The organism is Nevskia ramosa DSM 11499, assembly GCF_000420645.1.
GTDB classification, from domain to species: Bacteria; Pseudomonadota; Gammaproteobacteria; order Nevskiales; family Nevskiaceae; genus Nevskia; species Nevskia ramosa.
The window spans coordinates 71937-92444 of sequence record NZ_ATVI01000005.1; the positions used below are offsets into that span (position 1 = coordinate 71937).

The 20508-nt window shown below is 64.9% G+C and carries 18 protein-coding genes; 14 read left to right on the top strand and 4 right to left on the bottom strand.

Annotation, left to right across the window (positions count from 1 at the left end; translation table 11 throughout):
- Window positions 1-155: 155 nt before the first annotated feature.
- The 7 genes from G513_RS0101085 to G513_RS0101115 are packed head-to-tail and all read left to right on the top strand — an operon-like array spanning window position 156 to window position 8506.
- Window positions 156-995, top strand: a complete 840-nt coding sequence (locus G513_RS0101085) for an alpha/beta fold hydrolase (RefSeq protein ID WP_022974977.1) — start codon at window positions 156-158, stop codon at window positions 993-995.
- Entirely contained in the window at window positions 992-2872 is a 1881-nt protein-coding gene (locus G513_RS20705; RefSeq protein ID WP_022974978.1) for a 1-acyl-sn-glycerol-3-phosphate acyltransferase, read from the top strand. The genes G513_RS0101085 and G513_RS20705 overlap by 4 nt, the downstream gene beginning before the upstream one ends.
- Complete coding sequence (locus G513_RS0101095) at window positions 2869-4317, top strand: HAD-IB family hydrolase (protein ID WP_022974979.1); 1449 nt, start codon at window positions 2869-2871, stop codon at window positions 4315-4317. The genes G513_RS20705 and G513_RS0101095 overlap by 4 nt, the downstream gene beginning before the upstream one ends.
- The gene (locus G513_RS0101100) at window positions 4314-5321 is read left to right on the top strand and encodes an NAD(P)H-dependent glycerol-3-phosphate dehydrogenase (protein ID WP_022974980.1); all 1008 of its coding nucleotides are present in this window, start codon (window positions 4314-4316) and stop codon (window positions 5319-5321) included. The genes G513_RS0101095 and G513_RS0101100 overlap by 4 nt, the downstream gene beginning before the upstream one ends.
- 47 nt (window positions 5322-5368) lie before the next feature.
- Window positions 5369-6859, top strand: a complete 1491-nt coding sequence (locus G513_RS20710; RefSeq protein WP_022974981.1) for a wax ester/triacylglycerol synthase domain-containing protein — start codon at window positions 5369-5371, stop codon at window positions 6857-6859.
- A gap of 11 nt (window positions 6860-6870) precedes the next feature.
- A complete protein-coding gene (locus tag G513_RS0101110) occupies window positions 6871-7710 on the top strand; it encodes an alpha/beta hydrolase (protein WP_022974982.1) in 840 nt (279 codons plus the stop codon).
- Window positions 7711-7717: 7 nt separating this feature from the next.
- Window positions 7718-8506, top strand: a complete 789-nt coding sequence (locus tag G513_RS0101115) for an enoyl-CoA hydratase/isomerase family protein (protein ID WP_022974983.1) — start codon at window positions 7718-7720, stop codon at window positions 8504-8506.
- Between the two features lie 15 nt (window positions 8507-8521).
- On the opposite strand, the gene hcaB is transcribed toward G513_RS0101115, so the two are convergent.
- Together hcaB and G513_RS20715 are read right to left on the bottom strand one after the other, a co-directional pair.
- Entirely contained in the window at window positions 8522-9337 is an 816-nt protein-coding gene (hcaB, locus tag G513_RS0101120; protein WP_022974984.1) for a 3-(cis-5,6-dihydroxycyclohexa-1,3-dien-1-yl)propanoate dehydrogenase, read from the bottom strand.
- On the bottom strand, window positions 9334-11202 hold the full coding sequence (locus G513_RS20715; RefSeq protein WP_022974985.1) for a sigma-54-dependent Fis family transcriptional regulator: 1869 nt from the start codon (window positions 11200-11202) through the stop codon (window positions 9334-9336). The genes hcaB and G513_RS20715 overlap by 4 nt, the downstream gene beginning before the upstream one ends.
- A gap of 286 nt (window positions 11203-11488) precedes the next feature.
- On the opposite strand from G513_RS20715, the gene G513_RS0101130 reads away from it, so the two are divergent.
- The 7 genes from G513_RS0101130 to G513_RS0101160 all read left to right on the top strand — a co-directional run bounded on the left by G513_RS0101130 (window position 11489) and on the right by G513_RS0101160 (window position 17390).
- Complete coding sequence (locus G513_RS0101130) at window positions 11489-12388, top strand: VOC family protein (protein ID WP_022974986.1); 900 nt, start codon at window positions 11489-11491, stop codon at window positions 12386-12388.
- Between the two features lie 88 nt (window positions 12389-12476).
- On the top strand, window positions 12477-13646 hold the full coding sequence (locus tag G513_RS20720) for a Rieske 2Fe-2S domain-containing protein (RefSeq protein ID WP_022974987.1): 1170 nt from the start codon (window positions 12477-12479) through the stop codon (window positions 13644-13646).
- A gap of 93 nt (window positions 13647-13739) precedes the next feature.
- A complete protein-coding gene (locus G513_RS0101140) occupies window positions 13740-15101 on the top strand; it encodes an aromatic ring-hydroxylating oxygenase subunit alpha (protein ID WP_022974988.1) in 1362 nt (453 codons plus the stop codon).
- Entirely contained in the window at window positions 15101-15625 is a 525-nt protein-coding gene (locus G513_RS0101145; RefSeq protein WP_022974989.1) for an aromatic-ring-hydroxylating dioxygenase subunit beta, read from the top strand. The genes G513_RS0101140 and G513_RS0101145 overlap by 1 nt, the downstream gene beginning before the upstream one ends.
- Complete coding sequence (locus tag G513_RS0101150; RefSeq protein WP_022974990.1) at window positions 15625-15942, top strand: non-heme iron oxygenase ferredoxin subunit; 318 nt, start codon at window positions 15625-15627, stop codon at window positions 15940-15942. The genes G513_RS0101145 and G513_RS0101150 overlap by 1 nt, the downstream gene beginning before the upstream one ends.
- Window positions 15943-15964: 22 nt before the next feature.
- A complete protein-coding gene (locus tag G513_RS0101155) occupies window positions 15965-16819 on the top strand; it encodes an alpha/beta fold hydrolase (protein WP_022974991.1) in 855 nt (284 codons plus the stop codon).
- 58 nt (window positions 16820-16877) lie between these two features.
- Window positions 16878-17390, top strand: a complete 513-nt coding sequence (locus G513_RS0101160; RefSeq protein ID WP_022974992.1) for a CinA family protein — start codon at window positions 16878-16880, stop codon at window positions 17388-17390.
- A 49-nt stretch (window positions 17391-17439) separates the two neighbouring features.
- Here G513_RS0101160 and G513_RS0101165 read toward each other — a convergent pair whose 3' ends face one another.
- Window positions 17440-18072, bottom strand: a complete 633-nt coding sequence (locus G513_RS0101165) for a glutathione S-transferase family protein (RefSeq protein ID WP_022974993.1) — start codon at window positions 18070-18072, stop codon at window positions 17440-17442.
- Between the two features lie 115 nt (window positions 18073-18187).
- Window positions 18188-20380 (bottom strand): molybdopterin-dependent oxidoreductase, encoded by a 2193-nt coding sequence (locus tag G513_RS0101170; protein WP_022974994.1) that lies wholly within the window; start codon window positions 20378-20380, stop codon window positions 18188-18190.
- Window positions 20381-20508 lie beyond the last annotated feature (128 nt).

The window sequence follows — 20508 nt, forward strand, 5'->3', positions numbered from 1 at the left end:
ATGGCACCATACTACAATGTCGATTGGCGTTCGCAAAGCCATCAGCATCGTGACGATCTCCGGCCGGCCTGACCTTAGTCGGGTGCAGCCGGACCTGGATCGGCACATGTTGATCGCTGATGAAGCACGGTCGACGACACGATGCGGAGGGGTGCGTGAACAACAGCCAGGCAGCGGGTGAAGCCTACGAGGGCGGTAGCGGATCGGTGCTGGTCTTGCTGCACGGACTTGGCGGTACCTGGCATATCTGGAAGCCGGTATTGCCGCTGCTGGAGAAGCACCATCGAATCATCGCGCCGACCCTGCCCGGGCATCCGGGCGGCCCGGCGATTCCCGACGGCGTCACGCCGACTGTCGATGTGCTCGCCGATCTGCTGATCGCCGATCTCAGGGCGCGCGGCATCGAGCACGCTCATGTCGCCGGCAATTCCCTGGGCGGCTGGCTGTCGCTGGAACTGGCACGACGCGGCTTCGCGACCTCGGTCACTGCCTTGTCGCCGGCCGGTGGCTGGGCGACCCAGGACGATTACAAGGCGATCGCCAAGTCGTTCCGGATTGTCTTCATGATCCTGCCGATCCTGATCTTCCTGACCGCGCTGTTCCTGCGTTTCGCCTGGGTTCGCCGCACGCTGAACAAGCAGGGCATGGAGCGCGGCGATCGGGTGTCGCCCGCGGAAAGCAGCCGGGCGATGAAGTCGATGCGCGACACGACGATGCTGCCGGCGCTGCTGGTCAGCATGGGCCAGCGTGGCGGCATCGCGCCGTTCAAGGTCAATCCGCCGCTGGTGCGCATCGCCTGGTGCGAGCTCGACAAGGTCATTCCGTTCGCGCGCTACGGCAAGCCGCTGCAGACCGTCGTGCAGGGCTCGGAAAGCCTGTTCCTGCCCGGCTGCGGCCACGTGCCGATGTATGACGATCCTGAGCTGGTGACGTCGGTGATCCTCGCCACCACCGCGCGTGTCGACGCCGCGGCTGCAGGGAGCATTGCAGCATGAATCTGATGAACCTCAATCCGGTGGTCGCCGCGACCCTGATCCAGCGCCGCCAGGTAGCCCGGCAGGTGTCGCGCAGCGAACGCTTCGTCGACCAGATCGGCAAGCTCGCCGCCCAGCTCAAGCTGCCGGTCGACAAGGTCGCCGCCGAAGCGCTGAAAGGCCTCGAAGAGATCGTCACCGTGCAAAGCCCGGCGTTCGCGGCGATGTTCGATTACGGCCTCGGCCCGCTGCATACGCGAGCCTGGACGGTCGATGCCGACCTCGACGCGCTGGCCAAGCTCAAGCAGCTCAACGAGACCAATGCGCTGGTCTATCTGCCGACCCATCGCAGCTATGCCGATGCCTTCATCCTGTCGCGCCTGCTGCGCGACAACGGCCTGAAGCGCAATCACATCCTGGGTGGCAACAACCTCGGCTTCTGGCCGCTCGGCACGATCATCCGCCGCTCCGGCGGCATCCTGATCCGGCGCAGCTTCCAGGACGACGAAGTCTACAAGCTGGTGGTCCGCGAATACCTCGCCTGGCTGGCCGCGCAGCGCCGCAATCTCGAGTGGTACATGGAAGGCGGGCGCAGCCGCACCGGCAAGCTCCGGCCGCCGAAGTACGGCCTGCTCAGCTATCTGGTCTCGGCGATCGAAAGCGGTGGTGCCGACGACATGCTGCTGGTGCCGGTCTCCACCACCTACGACCAGATGCACGAAGTCGGTCGCATGGCCGCCGAGGAAGCCGGGGCCGCCAAGGCCAAGGAAAATCTGCTCTGGCTCGCCGGCTACGCCCGCACCCAGCAGAAGCTGATCGGCAGCGCCTATGTACGCTTCGGTGAGCCACTGAGCTTGAAGGAAGCACTGGCCCGCGCCGATGCCGATGGTCCGGGCAAGTGGACGGTCGCCAAGATCGCCTTCGAAGTGTTCCAGCGCATCAACCGAGTCACGCCGGTCACCGCACCGGCGCTGGTCACGCTGGCGCTGCTCGGCGTCCGTGATCGGGCGCTGACCCTGGGTGAAGTCCACGAGCTGGTGCTGCCGCTGCTCGACTACGCCGATGCTCGCGGGCTGCCGAGTTCGCATCTCGACGAGCTGCGCAGTCCCGAAGGCGTCGAGCTGACCCTGGCGACGCTCAAGGACAGCGGCGTGGTCAGCCGCTACGACGCCGGCACCGAAGTGGTGTTCGCGATCGAGCCTGGTCAGCACTCGGTCGCGGCGTTCTACCGCAATAGCGCGGTGCACTGGTTCATCAACCGGGCGATTCTCGAAGTGGCGCTGCTCGACACCAGCCAGGAAGAACTCACCGGTCCGCTGGAGCGTGCCTGGCAGTCGGCGTTCGCGCTGCGCGATCTTTTGAAATTCGATTTCTTCTTCAGCGACAAGGCCACTTATCGCGAGGAACAGAAGTCCGAATCGCGAATGTTCGACGCCAAGTTCAGGCAGAAGGCAGTCACCGCCGAAGGTCGGCGCGGCATCCTGCTGAACTCGCCGTTCCTGATTGCCCATCGGGTGCTGACGCCGTTCATCGAAGCCTATTTCATCGTTGCCGATCGCCTTGCCGCGCAGCCGGTTGATGCCAAGATCGACAAGAAGAAGCTGACCGAGGAATGCGTCAGCGTCGGCCGCCAGTACGTCATGCAGAAGCGCCTGAGCAGCCCGGAATGCGTATCGCGAGAAGTGTTCGCCAATGCGCTGTCGCTGGCGGCGAACCGCGATCTGCTGAAGCCGGGCGCACCGGATCTCGCCAAGCGCCGTCAGGATTTCGCCGACGAACTGGCCTCGGTCGTGCAGCGTCTCGCGGCGATCGAACAGCTGGACGAGGCGCGTCGCGCGCCACCGCCGGAAGTCCCCTCCGAACGGGTCATCGAACTCCAGGAATCCGCTTCCGCATGACCGCACTCGAACAGCAACTGCAGCGCATCGCCGATGGTCCGTCGGGGCCGAAGATCGGCGCCTTCTTCGATTACGACGGTACCCTGATCGATGGCTATTCGGCGGCGGCCTATTTCACCGATCGCATCAAGCGCGGCGACATCGGCGCCAAGGAGCTGATCGAGACCGTGAAGATGGCCCGCAAGGGCGATCTCAGCGACGCCGAGTTCAACGACATCATCGGCAAGGGCATTCTCGACTGGGCCGGCCAGACCGAAGCCGAGATGCGCGCGCTGTGGCAGCGGCTGTGGCTGGCGAAGACGGCGACGACCTTGTTCCCGGAGTCCTGGAAACTGGTCGACGCCCATCAGAAGAAAGGCCATACGGTAGCCATCGCGTCGTCGGCGACGCTGTACCAGATCGAGCCGCTGGCTCGCGAGTACGGCATCGAACATATCGTCTGCACGCGGGCAATGATCCGCAACGGCCGACTCACCGGCGGTGTCGAAGGCTCGCCGGCCTGGGGCGATGGCAAGGCGGCTGGCGTGCGGGCGTTCGCGAAAGCCCAGGGCATCAATCTGAAATCGAGCTATGGCTACGCCAACGGCAATGAGGACATCGCGTTCCTGAAGGCGGTCGGCAAGCCCAGCGCGGTGCAGCCGAAGCCGGAGCTTGAGAAGGTCGCGATCGAAGGCGGCTGGCCGGTGCTGCGTTTTCCGCGCCGCAGTCGTGGCCCGGCGCAAGCGGTGGCGCGCACCGTCGGTGCCTATGCCGCGATGGGCGCCAGCTTCGTCGCCGGGCTCGGGCTCGAGAAGCTCACCGGCGATACCCGCCGCGCCGCCGATTTCATCACGGCGACTGCCGGTGATGCGGCGCTTGCTGTGCTCGGCGTCAAGGTCGATCTGGTCGGTGCGGAAAACCTGCACAAGTACCGGCCCTGCGTGTTCATCCTCAATCATCAGAGCAAGTTCGATCTGTTCCTGATGATGAAGTTGGTGCGCGGCAAGTTCAGCGGCGTGGCCAAGGCCGAAGCGGCGAACGTGCCGGGCTTCGGCCGCTACATGAAGATGACCGATATCGCTTTTCTCGATCGCGCCAATTCGCAGAAATCGATCGATGCGCTGAAGCCTGCCGTCGACCGCCTGAAGGCTGGCCTGAGCATCTGCATCGCGCCGGAAGGCACGCGCTCGTGGACGCCGAAGCTCGGCAAGTTCAAGAAGGGCGCTTTCCACATGGCGATGCAGGCCGGGGTGCCGATCGTGCCGGTGGTGATCCGCAATGCCGGCGAGATCATGGGACGCAACGATCAGACGATGCGTGCCGGCACCTTGCAGGTGACCGTGCTGCCGGGCATCGACGTCTCGAAGTGGAAGCCCGAAGAGCTGAACGAACGGATCGCCGAAGTGCAGCAGCTGTACGTCGACACGATGAACCACTGGCCAGCTTCGGAAGGGCAGGCGGCATGAGCCGGAAGATCCGCATCGCCGTGCTCGGTGCCGGCTCCTGGGGCACCACAGTCGCGTCGCTGGCTTCGCGCAACACCCAGACCACGATCTGGGCGCGCAAGGCCGACACCGCCGACGAGATCAATCGCGAGCATCGCAACTCCGCCTATCTGAAAGGCCTGCCGCTGTGTTCGCGGCTGCTCGCCACTTCTTCACTGCATGAAGCGGTGCACGACTGCGATGTGCTGGTGGTCGGTGTGCCCTCGCACAGCTTCCGCGACACCTTGCGGGCCGTGGCGCCGCTGCTGCGGCCCTGGGTGCCGGTGATCAGCCTCGCCAAGGGTCTGGAGCAGGGCAGCCACATGCGGATGACCGAGGTCATCAACCAGGAACTGCCGGGTCATCCAGCTGGCTTGCTGGCCGGTCCGAACATCGCCCGCGAAGTGCTGCAGGGCATGGCTGCTGCCGCGGTGCTGGCGATGGCCGATGAACAGGTGGCGCGCGCGCTGCAGCCACTGTTCTCCAGCGCCGTGTTCCGTGTCTACACCAACAGCGATGTCATCGGCTGCGAACTCGGCGGGCCGTTGAAGAATGTCATCGCCATTTCCGCCGGCATGGCCGAAGGGCTTTCGGTTGGCGAGAACACGCGCGCGATGGTCATCACCCGCGGTTTGGCCGAGATCACCCGGCTCGGTGTCGCGCTTGGTGGCGAGGCGGAAACCTTTTCCGGCTTGACCGGCCTGGGCGATCTGCTGACCACCTGCATGAGCCCGCTGTCGCGCAATCGCCAGGTCGGCGAGCAGTTCGCCAAGGGCCGCACGACGGCGGAAATCGTCGCCTCGATGAACATGGTCGCCGAAGGCATCAAGACGTCCAGCGTGGTCATGGAACTGGCGGCGCAATACGGCGTGGTGATGCCGATCGCCGCCGAAGTGGCCGCCGTGGTCAAGGGCGAGCACGGTGCCGTACAGGCCTTCCGTGGCCTGCGCCGGCTGGCCGCCGGCGCCGAAAACAGCGCCGGCTGATCCGCGCAGCCTCACGCAGCACATACGAACACAGGGATACCCGCGACATGAGCAAGCCGGACAACATCGACAACGCGGTGCTCGACGAGCTGTGCGCCTGGGGCGGCCCGAACGAGATGAGCGCCTTCGAGGCGGTGATGTGGCTCGCCGAAGTCGATCCTCGCCTGCGCTCGACGATCGTCTCGGTGATGGAACTTGACCGCGTGCCGGATTGGGAGCGCTTCAAGGCCGATCACCGCTGGCTGGTCAACGCCGTGCCGCGCTTCCGCCAGAAGGTGGTGGTGCCGAAGGGCGTCGGCAACCCGGTCTGGGTCGAGGACCCGGATTTCGATCTCGACTACCACCTGCGCCGCACGCGCTTGCCGGAGCCGGGCAGCGATCGGCAGATGTTCGATGCCGGCGCGCTGATCGCGATGGCGCCGTTCGATCGCGCCCGCGCGCCCTGGGAAGCGACCCTGATCGAAGGCCTGTCCGGCGGCCGTGCCGCCTACGTGCTGAAGATGCACCATGCAACCACCGATGGCCTCGGCATCGTCCAGCTGATGAGCCGCGTGTTCAGCCGCGATCGCGATGCCGATCAGCGTCCGGAACCGGCGCCGGTCTACGGCCGCAAGCGGGCTGCGACGGCCGCCAATCTCGGCTTCAAGGCGCTGCGCAAGCAGTTGATCTCGCTGCCGCGCCGCGCGGTCGAAGGTGCCGGCCAGCTCGGCCGCCAGGCGTCCGCCTGGATCAAGTATCCGGAAGACGCGCAGACGACGATGGACTACCTGAGTTCGGCGAAGCGGATGCTTGGCATCAAGCCGGTGGCCGGCTCGGGCCTGTTCAAGCGCCGCAGCCTGTCCTGGCGCATGGATGGCATCGAGATTCCGCTAGTCGATCTCAAGGCGGCGTCGAAGGCCGTGCATGCCTCGGTCAACGATACGTTTCTCAGCGCGCTGCTCGGCGGCTTCCGCCTGTATCACGAGCGCCTGGGCGTCGCGATCAAGGAAATGCCGATCGGCTTCCCGATCAGCCTGAGAGTCGAAGGCGATGCGATGGGCGGTAACAAGTTCGCCGGCTCGCAGTACGCAGCGCCGATTGCCGAGGCCGATCCGGTCGCCCGCATTCGCCATATCCAGCGCTTCGTCCGCGATACCCGCGCCGAGCCGGCGCTGGACATCATGATCCGGCTGATGCCGGTGGTGACCAAGCTGCCGATCTCGGTGGTCACCAAGCTGACTGCGGACTTCACCACCGCGCAGGACGCGCAGATCAGCAATATTCCCGGCATCACGTATCCAGTCTATTTCGGCGGCGCCCAGGTCACTCATCTGTGGCCGTTCGCGCCGGTGCCGGGCTGCGGCATGATGATCGCGATGATTTCCCACAACGGCCGTTGCTGCATCGGCATCAACAGCGATCGCGCCGCCGTAACCGAACCAGAACTGCTGATGGAATGCTTCCGCGAAGGCCTGGAAGAAGTGCTGGCGCTGGGTCGCCCGGCGCCGACGGCGAAAGCCGCCAAGAGCAGCAAAGAAACCGCTACCGACAAGAGCTGAGAATCCACCCCATGAAACACGCAGAAGGCAGCTTCATCGGCGTCAAGAAGCAGCGCATCTATCACCAGAGCTGGCTGCCGGCGAAGCCGAAGGCGACGGTGGTGATCGCCCACGGTCTCGGCGAGCACGGTGGCCGTTATGCCGAAGTCGCGAAAGTGCTGAACGACATCGGCTGTGCGGTCTACGCGATCGATCATCGCGGCCACGGCAAGTCCGACGGTGTGCGCGCCTTCGTCGACAAGTTCGCCAACGCGGTTGCCGACATGGACCAGCTGGTCGATCTCGCCCGCCGCGCGCAGCCGACCAAGGCGCTGTTCCTGCTCGGCCACAGCATGGGCGGCGCCTTGTCGCTCAGCTATGCGCTGAAGCACGGCGACAAGCTCAACGGCCTGCTGCTGTCCGGGCCGGCCGTCGCACTCGATGGCGCGCCGCCGTTCCTCGGCCCGCTGTCCAAGTTCCTCGCGTCGATCGTGCCGAAGCTCGGCATGTTCGCCGTCGACCCGAGTCTGGTCAGCCGCGATCCGGACAAGGTCGCCGACTACGCCAGCGATCCGCTCAACGCCCACGGCAAGGTGCCGGTGCGCACCCTGGCCGAGATCGTCCGCTTCGTCGAATTCCTGCCCGCGGCCTTGCCGGCGCTGAAGCTGCCGACCCTGCTGATGCATGGCCGCGACGACAAGCTAGCCGGCGTTGCCGGCAGCCAGATGGTCCATGACCGGATCAGCTCCACCGACAAGACGCTGCACATCTACGACGATCTCTATCACGAGATCTTCAACGAACTGCCGGCCGACCGCGCCCGCGTGTTCAAGGACATGACCGCCTGGCTGAACGCGCGTATTCCGGCCTGATGCCGAGATGAGCGATCCGGCGATCCGCTACGAGCTGCGGGATGGCATCGCGCGGCTGACCTTGAGTCAGCCCCAGCGCGGCAATCCCTTCGATCTCGCGTTCTGCGCCGAGCTGCGCGCGCATTCGATCGAGTGCGACGAGAACCCGGAGGTGCGCGCGGTCCTGATCAGCGCCGAGGGCAAGTACTTCAGCGTCGGCGCCGATCTGAAATGGCTGGCTGCCGATCGTGAACAACTGCCGCGCAAGCTGAAGACCGCGACCGCCGATCTGCACATGGCGATCACCCGGCTGTCGCGTTGCAATGCGCCAGTGGTGCTCGCGGCACACGGCCTGGTCACCGGCGGTGCGACTGCGCTGACAGCGATGGCGGACTTCGCGATCGCCACGCGCAGCGCGCGTTTCTACGCGGCCTACAGCGGTATCGGTTTCGTCGCCGATGGTGGTGGCAGCGCCTTTCTGCCGCGTCGGGTCGGCAGCCGCCGCGCTGCCGAGTTCGTCATGCTCAATCAGACCTGGAGCGCCGAACAAGCGGCGAGCTACGGTTTGGTCAATCGGGTGGTCGACGACGAAGCGCTGATGGCGGAAGCCGAAGCCCTGGCCGCGCAGCTGGCGGCGGGCCCGACGCGGACTTACGGCGAACTGCGCAAGCTGCTGCTGGCGACCTTCGATACCTCGCTCGACACCCAGCTGGAAATGGAAGCTCGCGCGATCGCTGCCTGTGCGAAGACCGAGGATTCCTGGAACGCCATCCAGTCGGTGCTGGCCAAGCAGAAGCCGGTATTCAGCGGCCGCTGATCGCGCGTTGAGCGTCTACAGATCTTCGCCGCCGTTGATCTGGGTCAGGCCACGCACGCCCATGCCGCCATCGGCATTGATGATGGCGCCGGTCATCGTGCCGGCGTTCGTGCGCGAGGCCAGCAGCACGTAGGGGCCGCAGTAGTCGGCCGGCTGCGGGCAGATCCGCAGCGGGGTGACGCCGATCACCAGCTGCTCGAAGCCTTCGACCTGTGACACGTCCATTCCCGCAGTGCCATTGCTGGCAAGGCCGCCAAGCCGGGTGCGCATGCCGCCCGGGGCAACGCCGTTGACCCGCACTTTCGGCGCCAGCTCGTAGGCCAGCTGCTTCACGACGCCGACCAGCGCGTGCTTGGCCGAGGTGTACAGCGGGCCACCGCCGGCCGGGTAGAACGCGGCGTTGGATAGCGTGAAGATGATGCTGCCGCGGCTCTGCACGAGCGCTGGCAACGCGGCGCGTGCGCCGAGCAGGCCGCCCTTGACGTTGACCGAGAACAGCTCGTCGAAGGCGCGGTCCAGCGTGTCGCCCTCGTACTGGACCAGCGGCTGGAAGAAATCGAATACCGCGGCATTGGCGATGAAGGTGTCGAGACGGCCGAAACGAGCGAGCGTGCGCTCGACGGCGCTGACGTTGTCGGCATAGCAGCCGACGTCGCCGATGGTGGTGACCACGGCATCGCCGAAGTCGCGTTCCAGCGCGGCGGCGCTGTCGGCGTTGCGCTCCAGCACCCCGACCTTGGCGCCTTCGTTGATGAAGCGTTCGACCAGCGCCCTGCCAAGGCCCGAGCCGCCACCGGTGATCAGTGCCACGTTGTCATTCAGCCAGGTCATTTCTTCGTTCTCCTCATTGTTGTCTTGCGTTTGATTTTCGAGATCGGCGCCTTCGAGGGCGTCGCGCCTTGCTGCAGCTTCTTCAAGCGGTAATCGAGCTGGGCGCGGCTGATACCGAGCAGCTTCGCGGCGGCGGATACGTTGCGACCGGTCTTCTTCCAGGCGGCGAGGATCACGCGGTCCTGCGCAGCCGGCAGGCTGACCGCCGGGCTGTCGATCAGCCGAGCCGCGAAGTCATCGACCAGGCGCTGCTCGCGGCTGTCGTCATCGATATCGGTCGGTACCAGGTCGCCATCGCCACCCAGTTCCATCATGTCGGGGCCGCGCTCGGAGGCTCGCGCTGCGAACAGTTGCGAGCGTTCCAGTGCCTGGCCCTCGTCGGAGAGGATCACGGCACGCTCCAGCACGTTTTCCAGCTCACGGACATTGCCCGGCCAGTCATGCGCGAGCAGGGCAGCGAGGGCGGGCGGCGTGATGCCGGACAGATGGCGCTCGTGCAGCTTCGAGAATTTGGCGAGGTAGTGGCCGACCAGCAGCGGGATGTCGTCGCGCCGTTCGCGCAGCGGCGGAATGACGATCGGAAACACGTGCAGGCGGAAGTACAGGTCTTCACGAAAGCGCTTGCGGCGAATTGCATCCTGCAGGTCGGCATTGGTTGCCGCGATCACTCGCACATCGACCTTGCGCATCGTGGTGCTGCCGAGTCGCTCGAACTCGCCGCTCTGCAGCACGCGCAGCAGCTTGCCCTGGGCGGTCGGGCTCAGGGTGGCGATCTCGTCGAGGAACAGCGTGCCGCCATCGGCCAGCTCGAAGCGGCCCGCGCGCGACACGCTGGCACCGGTATAGGCACCTCGTTCGACGCCGAACAGTTCGGATTCGATCAGCTCCTCGGGGATCGCTGCGCAGTTCACCGCGACGAAGGGTTTGGCGCGGCGCGGGCTGCGGTCATGTACTTCGCGGGCAAACAGGCTTTTGCCGACACCGCTTTCGCCGAGCAGCAGCACGGTGGCGCGCGTGGCGGCGACCCGGTTGATCTGATGCAGGATGGTGCTGAACGCTGCCGAGCCGCCAACCGGTCCGCTGCCGTCGCCGCGCGCGAGCGCGGTGGTGGTAATGCTCGGCTGCGGACGCGGTGTGCGGCGGGGTCGGCCGGGGCTGCGCGTCGATGGTTCGGTCGGCAGCGGCTGCAGGTAGGGCAGATCGAGCTCCGGATCGGCCCAGTCTTCGACGGGCTTGGCAATTGCCCGACACTGCGCATGGCCGTTGGCGCGGCACTCGACCTCGCGTACCAGGATGCGCTTGCCCATGAAGGTGCTCGCATAGCCGGAGGCATAGCCCGCCAGCATCCAGCAGGCGCTTTGTTCGCCGAATGGCGCGGCAGGCAGTTGAGCCTCGTCCTCGAAGGAATCCTTGAACAGGAATTCGCTGTACAGAATTCCGGCGCCTACATCCATCCGGAACTTGAGCAGTTCGATCTCGGCCATGCCTTTCAAGGCATGCAGCTGCGGGCCGACCGAAAAGGCGTCGAAGCTGCTCGCCTGCGGCCGCGCGCGCTTGGCGAACTCGGCATCGCGGCAGCCTGCGACATAGCCCATGCGGGTGACCAGACCCCGCGCCGCTTCCACACCGACCAGCGCCACCAGCTCCTTGCGCAAGCTGTGGAAGGCTTCGGCATGGAGCAGCACCATGCGGCGATCATCGAGCCAGATGCGGCCGCGATCGGGACTGAAGTGCAGGTGCGAGGCGATATCGCGGATGTTCGGGAAGTGCAGCCCCGATGGGCGAACGGTGGTCGATGGCGCCGTGCGCTTGCCTGCGCCGGGCTTCGGTGGCCGGGAGGCAGCGGATCGCGGGCGGATAGGCATGGTCAGGCTCCGGACATGACACGGCAATGATTCATCAAATAATGAACCACACAGTCGCTGAATTCCGAATTTGCTGAACGCTTCTCGACATCCGATCCTCGCTCCATTTCTCTTGCGCTGCGACAACTGCAACGTTTTCAGCGATGTGCAGGCGTTGCGCGGATGCCGCAAGGCGCTGGCACAGCCGTTGCGCTCTGTGTTCCAACCATAGGGATGCAAAGAACGTCCCGCCCAGCCGCGATGCGGATGGACAAGACAGTTGATGCGAGAGAGAGGAGACAAGCGAATGGCAGCGATTTCGACGCTGGGCTACGTCTGCGTGAGCGCCAGCAATCTGGATGCGTGGGAGTCCTTTGCGGTCGACATCCTCGGCCTGCACGCCGAGCGCCGCGACGGTGGTCGTACTCTGGCGCTACGCATGGACGAGTACGAGCAACGCATCCTGATCGCCGAGGGCGTTGATGACGACATGGTGGCGGCAGGCTGGAAGTTCGATACCGCCGACGCGCTGGAAACCTTCGTGCTGCAACTGGGCAAACGCGGCATTCGCGCCGAGCGTTGTGATGCGGCGCTGCTTGCTTCGCGCCGAGTCGAACGCGCTTATACCTGCGTCGATCCCGATGGCATGCAGCATGAGTTCTTCTACGGCCCGGCGTATGCGCCTGCATCGCGACCGTTCCGCTCGAAAGTGCTGCTTGGCCGCTTCGTTACCGGCGAACTCGGTATCGGCCATTACGTGAGTGCCGCGAAGGACTACGCCGCGACCATCGCGTTTCACGAAGATGCGCTGGGCCTGAAAGTCAGCGATCACATTCGCGCGCCGCTGGAAACGCCGATGGGGACGATTCCATTCGATGGCACTTTTTTCCACACCGAGACCGGTCGCCACCATTCGTTCGCGACGGCGCAGATTCCATTTCCGAAGCGCATCCACCACGTGATGATCGAGGTCAGCGACTTCAATGATGTCGGCCTCGCCCACGATCGCTGCATCGCGGCCGGGGTGCCGATCATGATGGGCCTGGGCCATCACCCGAACGACGGCATGTTCTCGTTCTACTGCGTAAGCCCCTCGGGCTTCGCGATCGAGTTCGGCAGCGGTGGCCTGGTCGTCGATGACAACACATGGGAAGTACGGACCTATTCGCAGCTCAGCGACTGGGGGCACAAGTCGCCAGCGCACTGAGCCGCGGGATCAGGCTGCAAGACCAATAACAACGATCGTCGCGTTAATGCTGAGGAGCAAGGAAATGGATGGAGAGCAGATAGTCCCGATGCTGACCCCAGGCAAGTACGACGAGGCCGTGCTTGGTTTTCGCAATCACTGGTATCCGGCGATGTTGTCGACCGACATCAGCGAAGAGCAGATCGTCGCCCGCACCTTGCTCGGCGAGGACATCCTGTTCAAGCGAGTCGATGGAGTCGTCTACGCGATTGCCGATCGCTGCCTGCATCGCGGCTTCAAGTTCTCGACCAAGCCCGAATGTTTCACCAAAAACACCATCACCTGCTGGCTGCATGCGTTCACTTACAACTTGCGCAACGGCGAACTGGTGGCGATCCCGAGCGCACCGGATTCGCGTCTGATCGGCAAGCGCGCGCTACACGCGTATCCGATCCGCGAAGTGAACGGCATGGTGTTCACCTTCGTCGGCGATCTGAATCCACCGCCGCCGCTCGATGACGATGTGCCGCCCGGCTTCCTCGATCCGGACTGGTACACGGTCCCGGCGATCGACGTGCTCAGCGACTGCAACTGGCGGCTGGCGGCCGATTCCGGCTTCGACCCCAACCACATCTTCATTCACAAGGACGATGCCTTTCTCGCTGCGCTCGATAGGCCGTTCCCGATCGCCAACCGGATCAGACACGGCGACAGCTTCCATGAGATCGAGGAGCGGACCGGCGACGGCCCCAAGGGCCTGATCGATGCACTGGGCAAGGCCGAGCCGGTGTTCGAATTCGAGTTCGAATGCGACGGCGAGAAAGGCCGCATGGCCTCGAAGATTCCGCCCAACGAGATGGCGCATCTCGCCTACGGCTCGATCGAGGGCTCGATCTGGCTGCCGGGTGTGCTGAAGGTAGCGCCCTGGCCGGTGCTCGGCATGGCGCATTACGAATGGTACGTGCCGGTCAATGAAAAGCAGCATCGCTACTTCATTGCCTGGTCGAAGCCGACTACCGATGCCGCCGAGAAAGCCGCCTTCCACGATGAAGTGATCAACAAGTGGAAGCCGCTGGGTTTCGATGATTTCAACGCGACCGATCTGGTTGCCAACCTCGGTGTCGAGCAAGGCATGGAAGGGCAGCCTTACCGGAGTGCCGAAAATCTTTACGAAGGCGATGGCTACACACTGGTCTGGCGTCGCCTGGCCAGCAAGTACAACCGTGGCCTGCAGACCCGCCGCGGCGCGAAAGCGTCCAGCACCGGCGAATGCCTGTAGCGCGAAAGGCAAAGCAGATTGATGTTGTCGATCCGGCCACCGCGAAAGTCTTCTGACCGGATCTCTCCCGAAGTGGAACGAGGAAGAACAAACATGGCGAGAGATGGCGCTACCCCCGAAGACAGCAGGCACGGCTGGAGCGCGGACGATATCCGCAAGCTGGTCGACGTCGAGGCCGGCACGCTCGACCCCCGGGTCTACTGCGACGATGCGCTGTACCAGATCGAACTCGAACAGGTTTTCGGCCGCAGCTGGCTGTTCCTCGCCCATCGCAGTCAGATCCTGAAGGCCGGCGATTACTTCACCACCTACATGGGCGAAGACCCAGTGATCGTGTCGCGGCAGAAGGATGGCAGCGTCGTCGCCTTCCTCAACCAGTGCCGCCATCGCGGCATGCGCCTGGCGCGGCTTGATCACGGCAACACCAGGTTCTTCACCTGCTCGTATCACGGCTGGAGCTATGACTCGTCCGGCAAGCTGGTCAACGTGCCGATGGAGAAGAACGGCTACTGCAGCAAGCTGGTCAAGGCCGACTGGGGCGCGGTGCGGGTGCCGAGAGTCGAGGAATACAAGGGACTGATCTTCGGCTGCTGGGATGCCGAAGTGCCGTCGCTCGACGAGTCGCTCGGTGATGCCAAGTTCTACATGGATGCGATGTTCGATCGCTCCGACGCCGGCACCGAGATCTGGGGCGGCGTCCACAAGTGGGTGATTCCCTGCAACTGGAAGTTCGCCTCCGAGCAGTTCTGCAGCGACATGTATCACGCACCGCTGTCGCACATGTCCGCGATCCTCGCGGTGATGCCGGAAGGCGTGCCGCCCGAGGCCGTGCAGTGGCCGACGGAAGGCCTGCAGTGGCGCTCTGAGAATGCGGGCCACGGCACCGGCTTCCATACGGCCGATGACCAGGGCCAGTTGCTGGCGGCGATCGTCGGGCCGGCGGTGGCGGAGTATCTGATGGAGTCGCGGCCCCGCGTTGCCGAGCGTCTTGGCATCCCGCGCACCCAGGCGGTCAATGGCGCCCACATGACCCTCTTCCCGACCTGCTCCTTCCTGCCCGGCATCAACACCCTGCGGGTCTGGCATCCGCGCGGGCCGAACGAGATCGAGGTCTGGGCGCTGGCCGTGGTCGATGCCGACGCGCCGCAGGCAGTCAAGGATCAATGGGGACAGGGCATCACCCGCAGCTTCAGCCCCGGCGGCATGTTCGAGCAGGACGATGGTGAAAACTGGATCGAAGTGCAGCGCGTATTGCGCGGTACGAAGTCCCGCCGCCAGCCGTTCAACCTGCAGATGGGCATCGGCAACGAGCAGAGCGATGCCCGCTTCCCGGGCAAGCTCAGCTACGTGTTTTCTGAAGCCGCCGCGCGCGGCTTCTACACGCGCTGGGCGCGAATGATGGCCGGCGAAAGCCATGCCGAACTGGCTGCTGCCCATCGGCCGGAGGTGCGCTGATGAGCGCTGCGATCACGCCCGAACTGCAGCTCGACATCGAACGTTTCCTGTACGAGGAAGCGGCGCTGCTCGATCGCCACGAGTACCGCGCCTGGCTGGCGCTGTTCACGCCGGATGCCAGCTACCGCATGCCGGTGACGATCAACCATCACGAGCAGGCGATCGGTGCGCCACCGCCGACCGGGCCGGTCGCCAGTTACTTCGATGACGACACCGTGACCCTGGGTCAGCGCATCAAGCGTCTTGAAACCGGCAAGGCCTGGGCAGAAATGCCGCCGTCGCGGACCCGTCATTGCGTCAGCAACGTCTACATCAAGCCCGCCGATGTTGCCGGTGAATGGGACGTGGAGTGCTGCTTCCTGCTCTATCGTTCGCGTCTCGAACGTCAGGTCGATATTTTCGTCGGCAGCCGCAGTGATCGCCTGCGTCCAAGCGCGGATGGTTCGCGCTGGAAAATCGCCCGCCGCGACATCACGCTCGACCAGGGCACCCTGCTGGCCAACAATCTGAGCATCTTTTTCTGATGAGCAAACCCCTGGTTCGCGCCTGCGCGGTGGACGCACTGAAGGACGGCGAGATGCAGCCAGTGACCGGCACCGTCGATCCGATCGGCATTGGCCGGGTCGGCGGCGAGTGGTTCGCGTTCGAGAACAACTGCACCCACGAAGATTTTCCTCTGACCGAAGGCATCATCGAAGCCGGTGAAATCGAATGTCCTCTGCACGGTGCCCGCTACTGCCTGAAGACCGGCAAGGTCCGTGCGGTGCCGGCGATCTGTTCGATCCGCGTCTATCCCGTGCATGTCGTCGGCAACGACGTGTTGATTGAACTGCCGGTCTGAATCCCACTCCTGCGAGAACGCCATGACTGCACTGACCGAAGTTGGTACCAGCCGCCACGCCGATGTCGACGGCCTGCGCCTGCATTACAACGAAGCCGGGCCGAGCACGGGACCGGCGGTGATCCTGCTGCACGGCGGCGGTCCCGGCGCCGGCGGCTGGAGCAACTTCCATCGCAACATCGACGCTTTCGTCGCCGCCGGTTTCCGCACCCTGCTGCTCGACTGTCCGGGCTTCAACAAATCCGGGCCGATCGTGTCGGCCGATCCGCGCGGCCTGATCAATGCTCGCGCCGTGAACGGCCTGATGGACGTGCTCGGCATCGAGCGCGCCCACCTGATCGGCAACTCGATGGGCGGCCTGAGCGCGCTGACCTTCGCACTGGAGTATCCGCAGCGCCTCGACCGGATGATCCTGATGGGCTCGGCCGGCCTGGGCCAGAGCCTGTTCCAGCCGAGCCCGCAGGAAGGCATCAAGCTGCTGATGAAGCTGTACCGACAGCCGACGATGGACAACCTGCAGGCCATGCTGAACGTGTTCGTCCATGACCCCAGCGTGCTGACGCCGGAACTGATCCAGAGCCGCCTCGACGGCATGCAGCGCAATGCCGAGCACTTGGCGAACTTCGTCAAGAGCAACGAGCTGAATCCGAAAGCCTTGTTCGTCGACCTCACCCCGCGGCTGCCGGAGATCAAGGCGAAAACCCTGGTGATCTGGGGCCGCGATGATCGCTTCGTGCCACTCGATAACGGCATCAAGGCGGTCTGGGGCATTCCTGACGCCGATCTCGTCGTCTTTGGTCGCTGCGGCCACTGGGCACAGTGGGAGCACGCCGACAAGTTCAATGCGCTGGCCATCGATTTCCTTTTGCGCGCCTGAAGCAGCGCCGCCGTTCTGTCAGGCTTGAGTCTTCCAAGTCTTAAGGAACGTCCAGACCATGCATGACCTGTTGCAGATGGGCAGCCGCGCCGGCGAGCTGCTGAAAGCACGTGGCGAGAAAGTCGCGATCGGCGAAACCTCGGCCGGTGGCCTGATCTCGGCGAGCCTGCTGGCGGTGTCGGGCGCATCGAGCTATTTCGCCGGCGGTGCAATCACCTATTCGAAGCGTTCGATCCGTGGTCTCGCCGGGATCTCGATCGATGAGATGACGACGCGCGGCATCCGCTCCAGCTCGGAGCCCTACGCGCAATGGCTGGCCGAAGCGGTGCGCGCCAAGCATGGCGAACGGGTGCTCTGGGGCCTTTCGGAAACTGGTGCGGCGGGGCCGGGCGGCAACCGCTATGGCGATCCGTCCGGCCATACCTGCATCGCCGTGGTCGGGCCGGTGAACCTGGTGCGGACCATCCGCACCGGCAGCGATGATCGTGTCGCCAACATGTGGGCGTTCGCCGATGCCGCGCTGGCGCTGCTGGTGGAAGCGCTGGAAGCGGCGCCGTCTCAGGTCGCCTGAATGCTGCGCGTCATGCCGGTGTGCGCCGGCATGACGCGATGAGAACTTCTCAGGCAGCGCAGAGCTTGTTGGCCTTCTGCCAGGCCGGCCGTGCTTCGAGGCGGGCGAGGTAGTCGCTAAGCAGCGGGTAGTCGGCCATCGGCGCGCGGCTGGGAATCGGCAGCGCGGTGCCGGCGGCCATCGCCAAGGTGTAATAGACCATCACGTCGGCGGCGGTGAAGCTGTCGCCAGCGATATGCGCATGCTTGGCCAAGGTGCGTTCGACATGGCCGAACATGGTCGTGTACTCGCCCATCGCGAAGCCGAGCAAGCCGGCAGCGTCGGACTGGGTCATCGTCGACAGCACGTCGATCAGCACCGGGTACATCAGCGTCGATTCCGAAGACGCCATCCAGTACGCGTAGTCGAGCCGTGCCGGCGTGCCGGCCGAGGGACGCAGACGGCCCTGACCGTACTGGTCGATCAGGTAGTCGCAGATCACCGACGATTCGGAGACCACCACGCCCTGATCCTCGATCACTGGCGCCTTGGCCAGTGGCGTGATCGCGCGCAGCGAATCCGGTGCGCGGAAGGTCTGCGGATTGCGCAGGTGACGGACCAGTTCGTAGGGAATCTCGAGCTCTTCGGCAAGCCAGACGATGCGATCGGAACGGGATGCGACGAGGTGATGAATCTTCAGCATTGAGGGCTCCTCCAGCGTTGGGAAAAACCGCTCTCTGTGGAGCGGTGATGAGCGTGCATCGTAGAGGCCCGGGCTGCGTCGATGCCAGCCCAGGCTAGTCCTTACAGACAGTGTTTCAGCTTGCTTGAGCCATCTCGACGCAGGCTTGCGAGACGCGTACCCGCAGGCCGTTGAGCACGGCGTTGCCGGACGGGATGTCGATCTCGGTGGCGTCGTTCGAGGTCAGGTCGTTGTAGCGGCCACCGCCGATCGCCACCGCGCGCCGCCAGCCGCCGCCATGGCCCCAGCCCTGCGGCAGGGCCACGGTGCCCGGCATCATCTCTTCGCTGATCGCGACTGGCGCCTGGATCTCGCCCCAGTGCGAGGTGATCACCGCGTCCTGACCATCGATAAGGCCCAGCGGCCTGGCGTCCGTCGGATGGATACGCAGGTGTGGGCGGCGATCGCCGGTGGTCAGCTTCGGGACGTTGTGCAGCCAGCTGTTCTGCGAGCGCAGTTCGCGCATCGAGATCAGCTGCAGCGGGAAGGCTGGATCGTGGGCTGCGGGGCGGGCGACGAGGCGCGCCATCTCGGTCTGCATCAGTGGCTGGGCGAGCGGGATCAGGCCTTGCGGATGATGGACACGCTTGCGGCCGACGCCGACGGCAGGCTCCGTATTGAGCTGCACGCCACTGGTCTGCGCGAACAATTTCTTCCGGCTGATGCCACGGCGCAAACCGAACCAGTCGCCGGCCGGGCCGATGCGCATGAACAGGTCGACGGCGGTCGCTGGACTCAGGCGGATGCCGAAGCGGCCGAGGAACTGTGCGGCCTTCGAGGCCGAGGGCACGATGCCGATGCGCTTGCAGATCTCGTCGATGATCCACCAGTCGTCGCGGGCGTTACCTCGTGGCGCGACCGTCGCTGGTGCCCATTGCGCGTACGGGACGCCGGCGTGCATCTGGCTGAAGATCGGCATGCCTTCGCGCTCCAGCCACAGGGTCGGCGGCAGGATGTAGTGGGCGCGCTGGTTGGTCTCGGTGATGTAGGGATCGAGCGAGATCAGCAGGTCGAGTTCATCCAGTGCGGCACCGACATCGCCGGAGGCGCAGGAGGTGGTCGCGATGTTGCCGGAGGCGATCAGCAGTGCCCGCAGCTGGCCGCGGCCCGGCGTGCGGATCTCGCGCGGCAGGGTGGCAAGCGGGGAGGTGCCCATCACTTCCGGGATGCCGTCGACGCGAGTCCGCCAGCGGTCGTAGCCGTTGACCTTGAACAGCCGGGTGAAGCCCTCGGTATCGAGCATCGGCTGGCCGTAGACCATGCCGCCGCGCCGATCGAGATTGCCGGTGGCGATGTTGATGACGTCGATCAGATACTTGGTCAGGGTCGAGAACGGCCCCAGCGAAGCACCGCAGCGGCCGTACAGCGAGGCCGCCGGCGAAGCTGCGAAGTCTCGTGCGAGTTTCTGCACCTCAGTCCAGGCGATGCCGGTTTCGGTAGCGACGCGAGCCGGTGTCACGTCCTTCAGCAAGATCGGCAGGGACTCGGCACCGCGCGTCTGATGATGCAGTGCAGCCTGATCGGCAAGACCTTCGTCGAGGATGGTCTTCAGCATGCCGGCGAGCAGCCAGGGATCGCCATCCGGGCGCATCGGCTGCCATTCGAATTGCACAGCGGTTTCCGAGCGGCGCGGATCGATGACCACCACGCGGCCGCCACGCTCGACGATCGCCGCCATCTGCTCCTTGACCCGGCCAGCGGTCATCATGCTGCCGTGAGTGACCACTGGATTGGCACCGAGCACCAGCAGGAATTGCGTGTGGGCAATGTCCGGGAACGGCGTCACCAGGTTGTGGCCGTAGAGCAGTTCGCCGACCACCCAGTAGTTGTTGATGTCGACCGACGACGCCGTGTACAGGTGCTTGGTCTTCAGCGCCGCCGCCATGCCCAGCAGCCACATGAAGGCACCGTAGTTCCAGCCGTTCGGATTGCCGAGATGGACGCCGACGGACTCCATGCCGTAGCGCTTGATCACGCCGCGCAGGCGCAGGCCGATATCGTCGAGCGCCACCTCCCAGCTGACCGCACTGAAGCTGCCGTCCGGCTGGCGCTGCAGCGGTTCCAGCACGCGATCGGGATCGTCGCGGACAGCGCCGAAGGCTGCGCCCTTGGGGCACAGAAAGCCTTTCGAATTCGGGTGGTCGACGTCGCCACGGATCTTCAGGACTTCGGCGCCGGCGATGCTGACAACGACGCCGCAGGCAGCTTCGCAGATGCCACAGAAGGTTTTTCGCTCGACGACGGTGCTGGCAGTTTGCTGCTGGCTCATGGACACACTCCTCGAATCGTGGGGCCCGACCTGGATCGTCATGTACTGCTGGACAGGTCTTGGCGCTTCTCTCGTTGTTGACAGCTTGAAGGACTCTAAACGAAGAAGCCGCCCGGCACGGGTGTGCG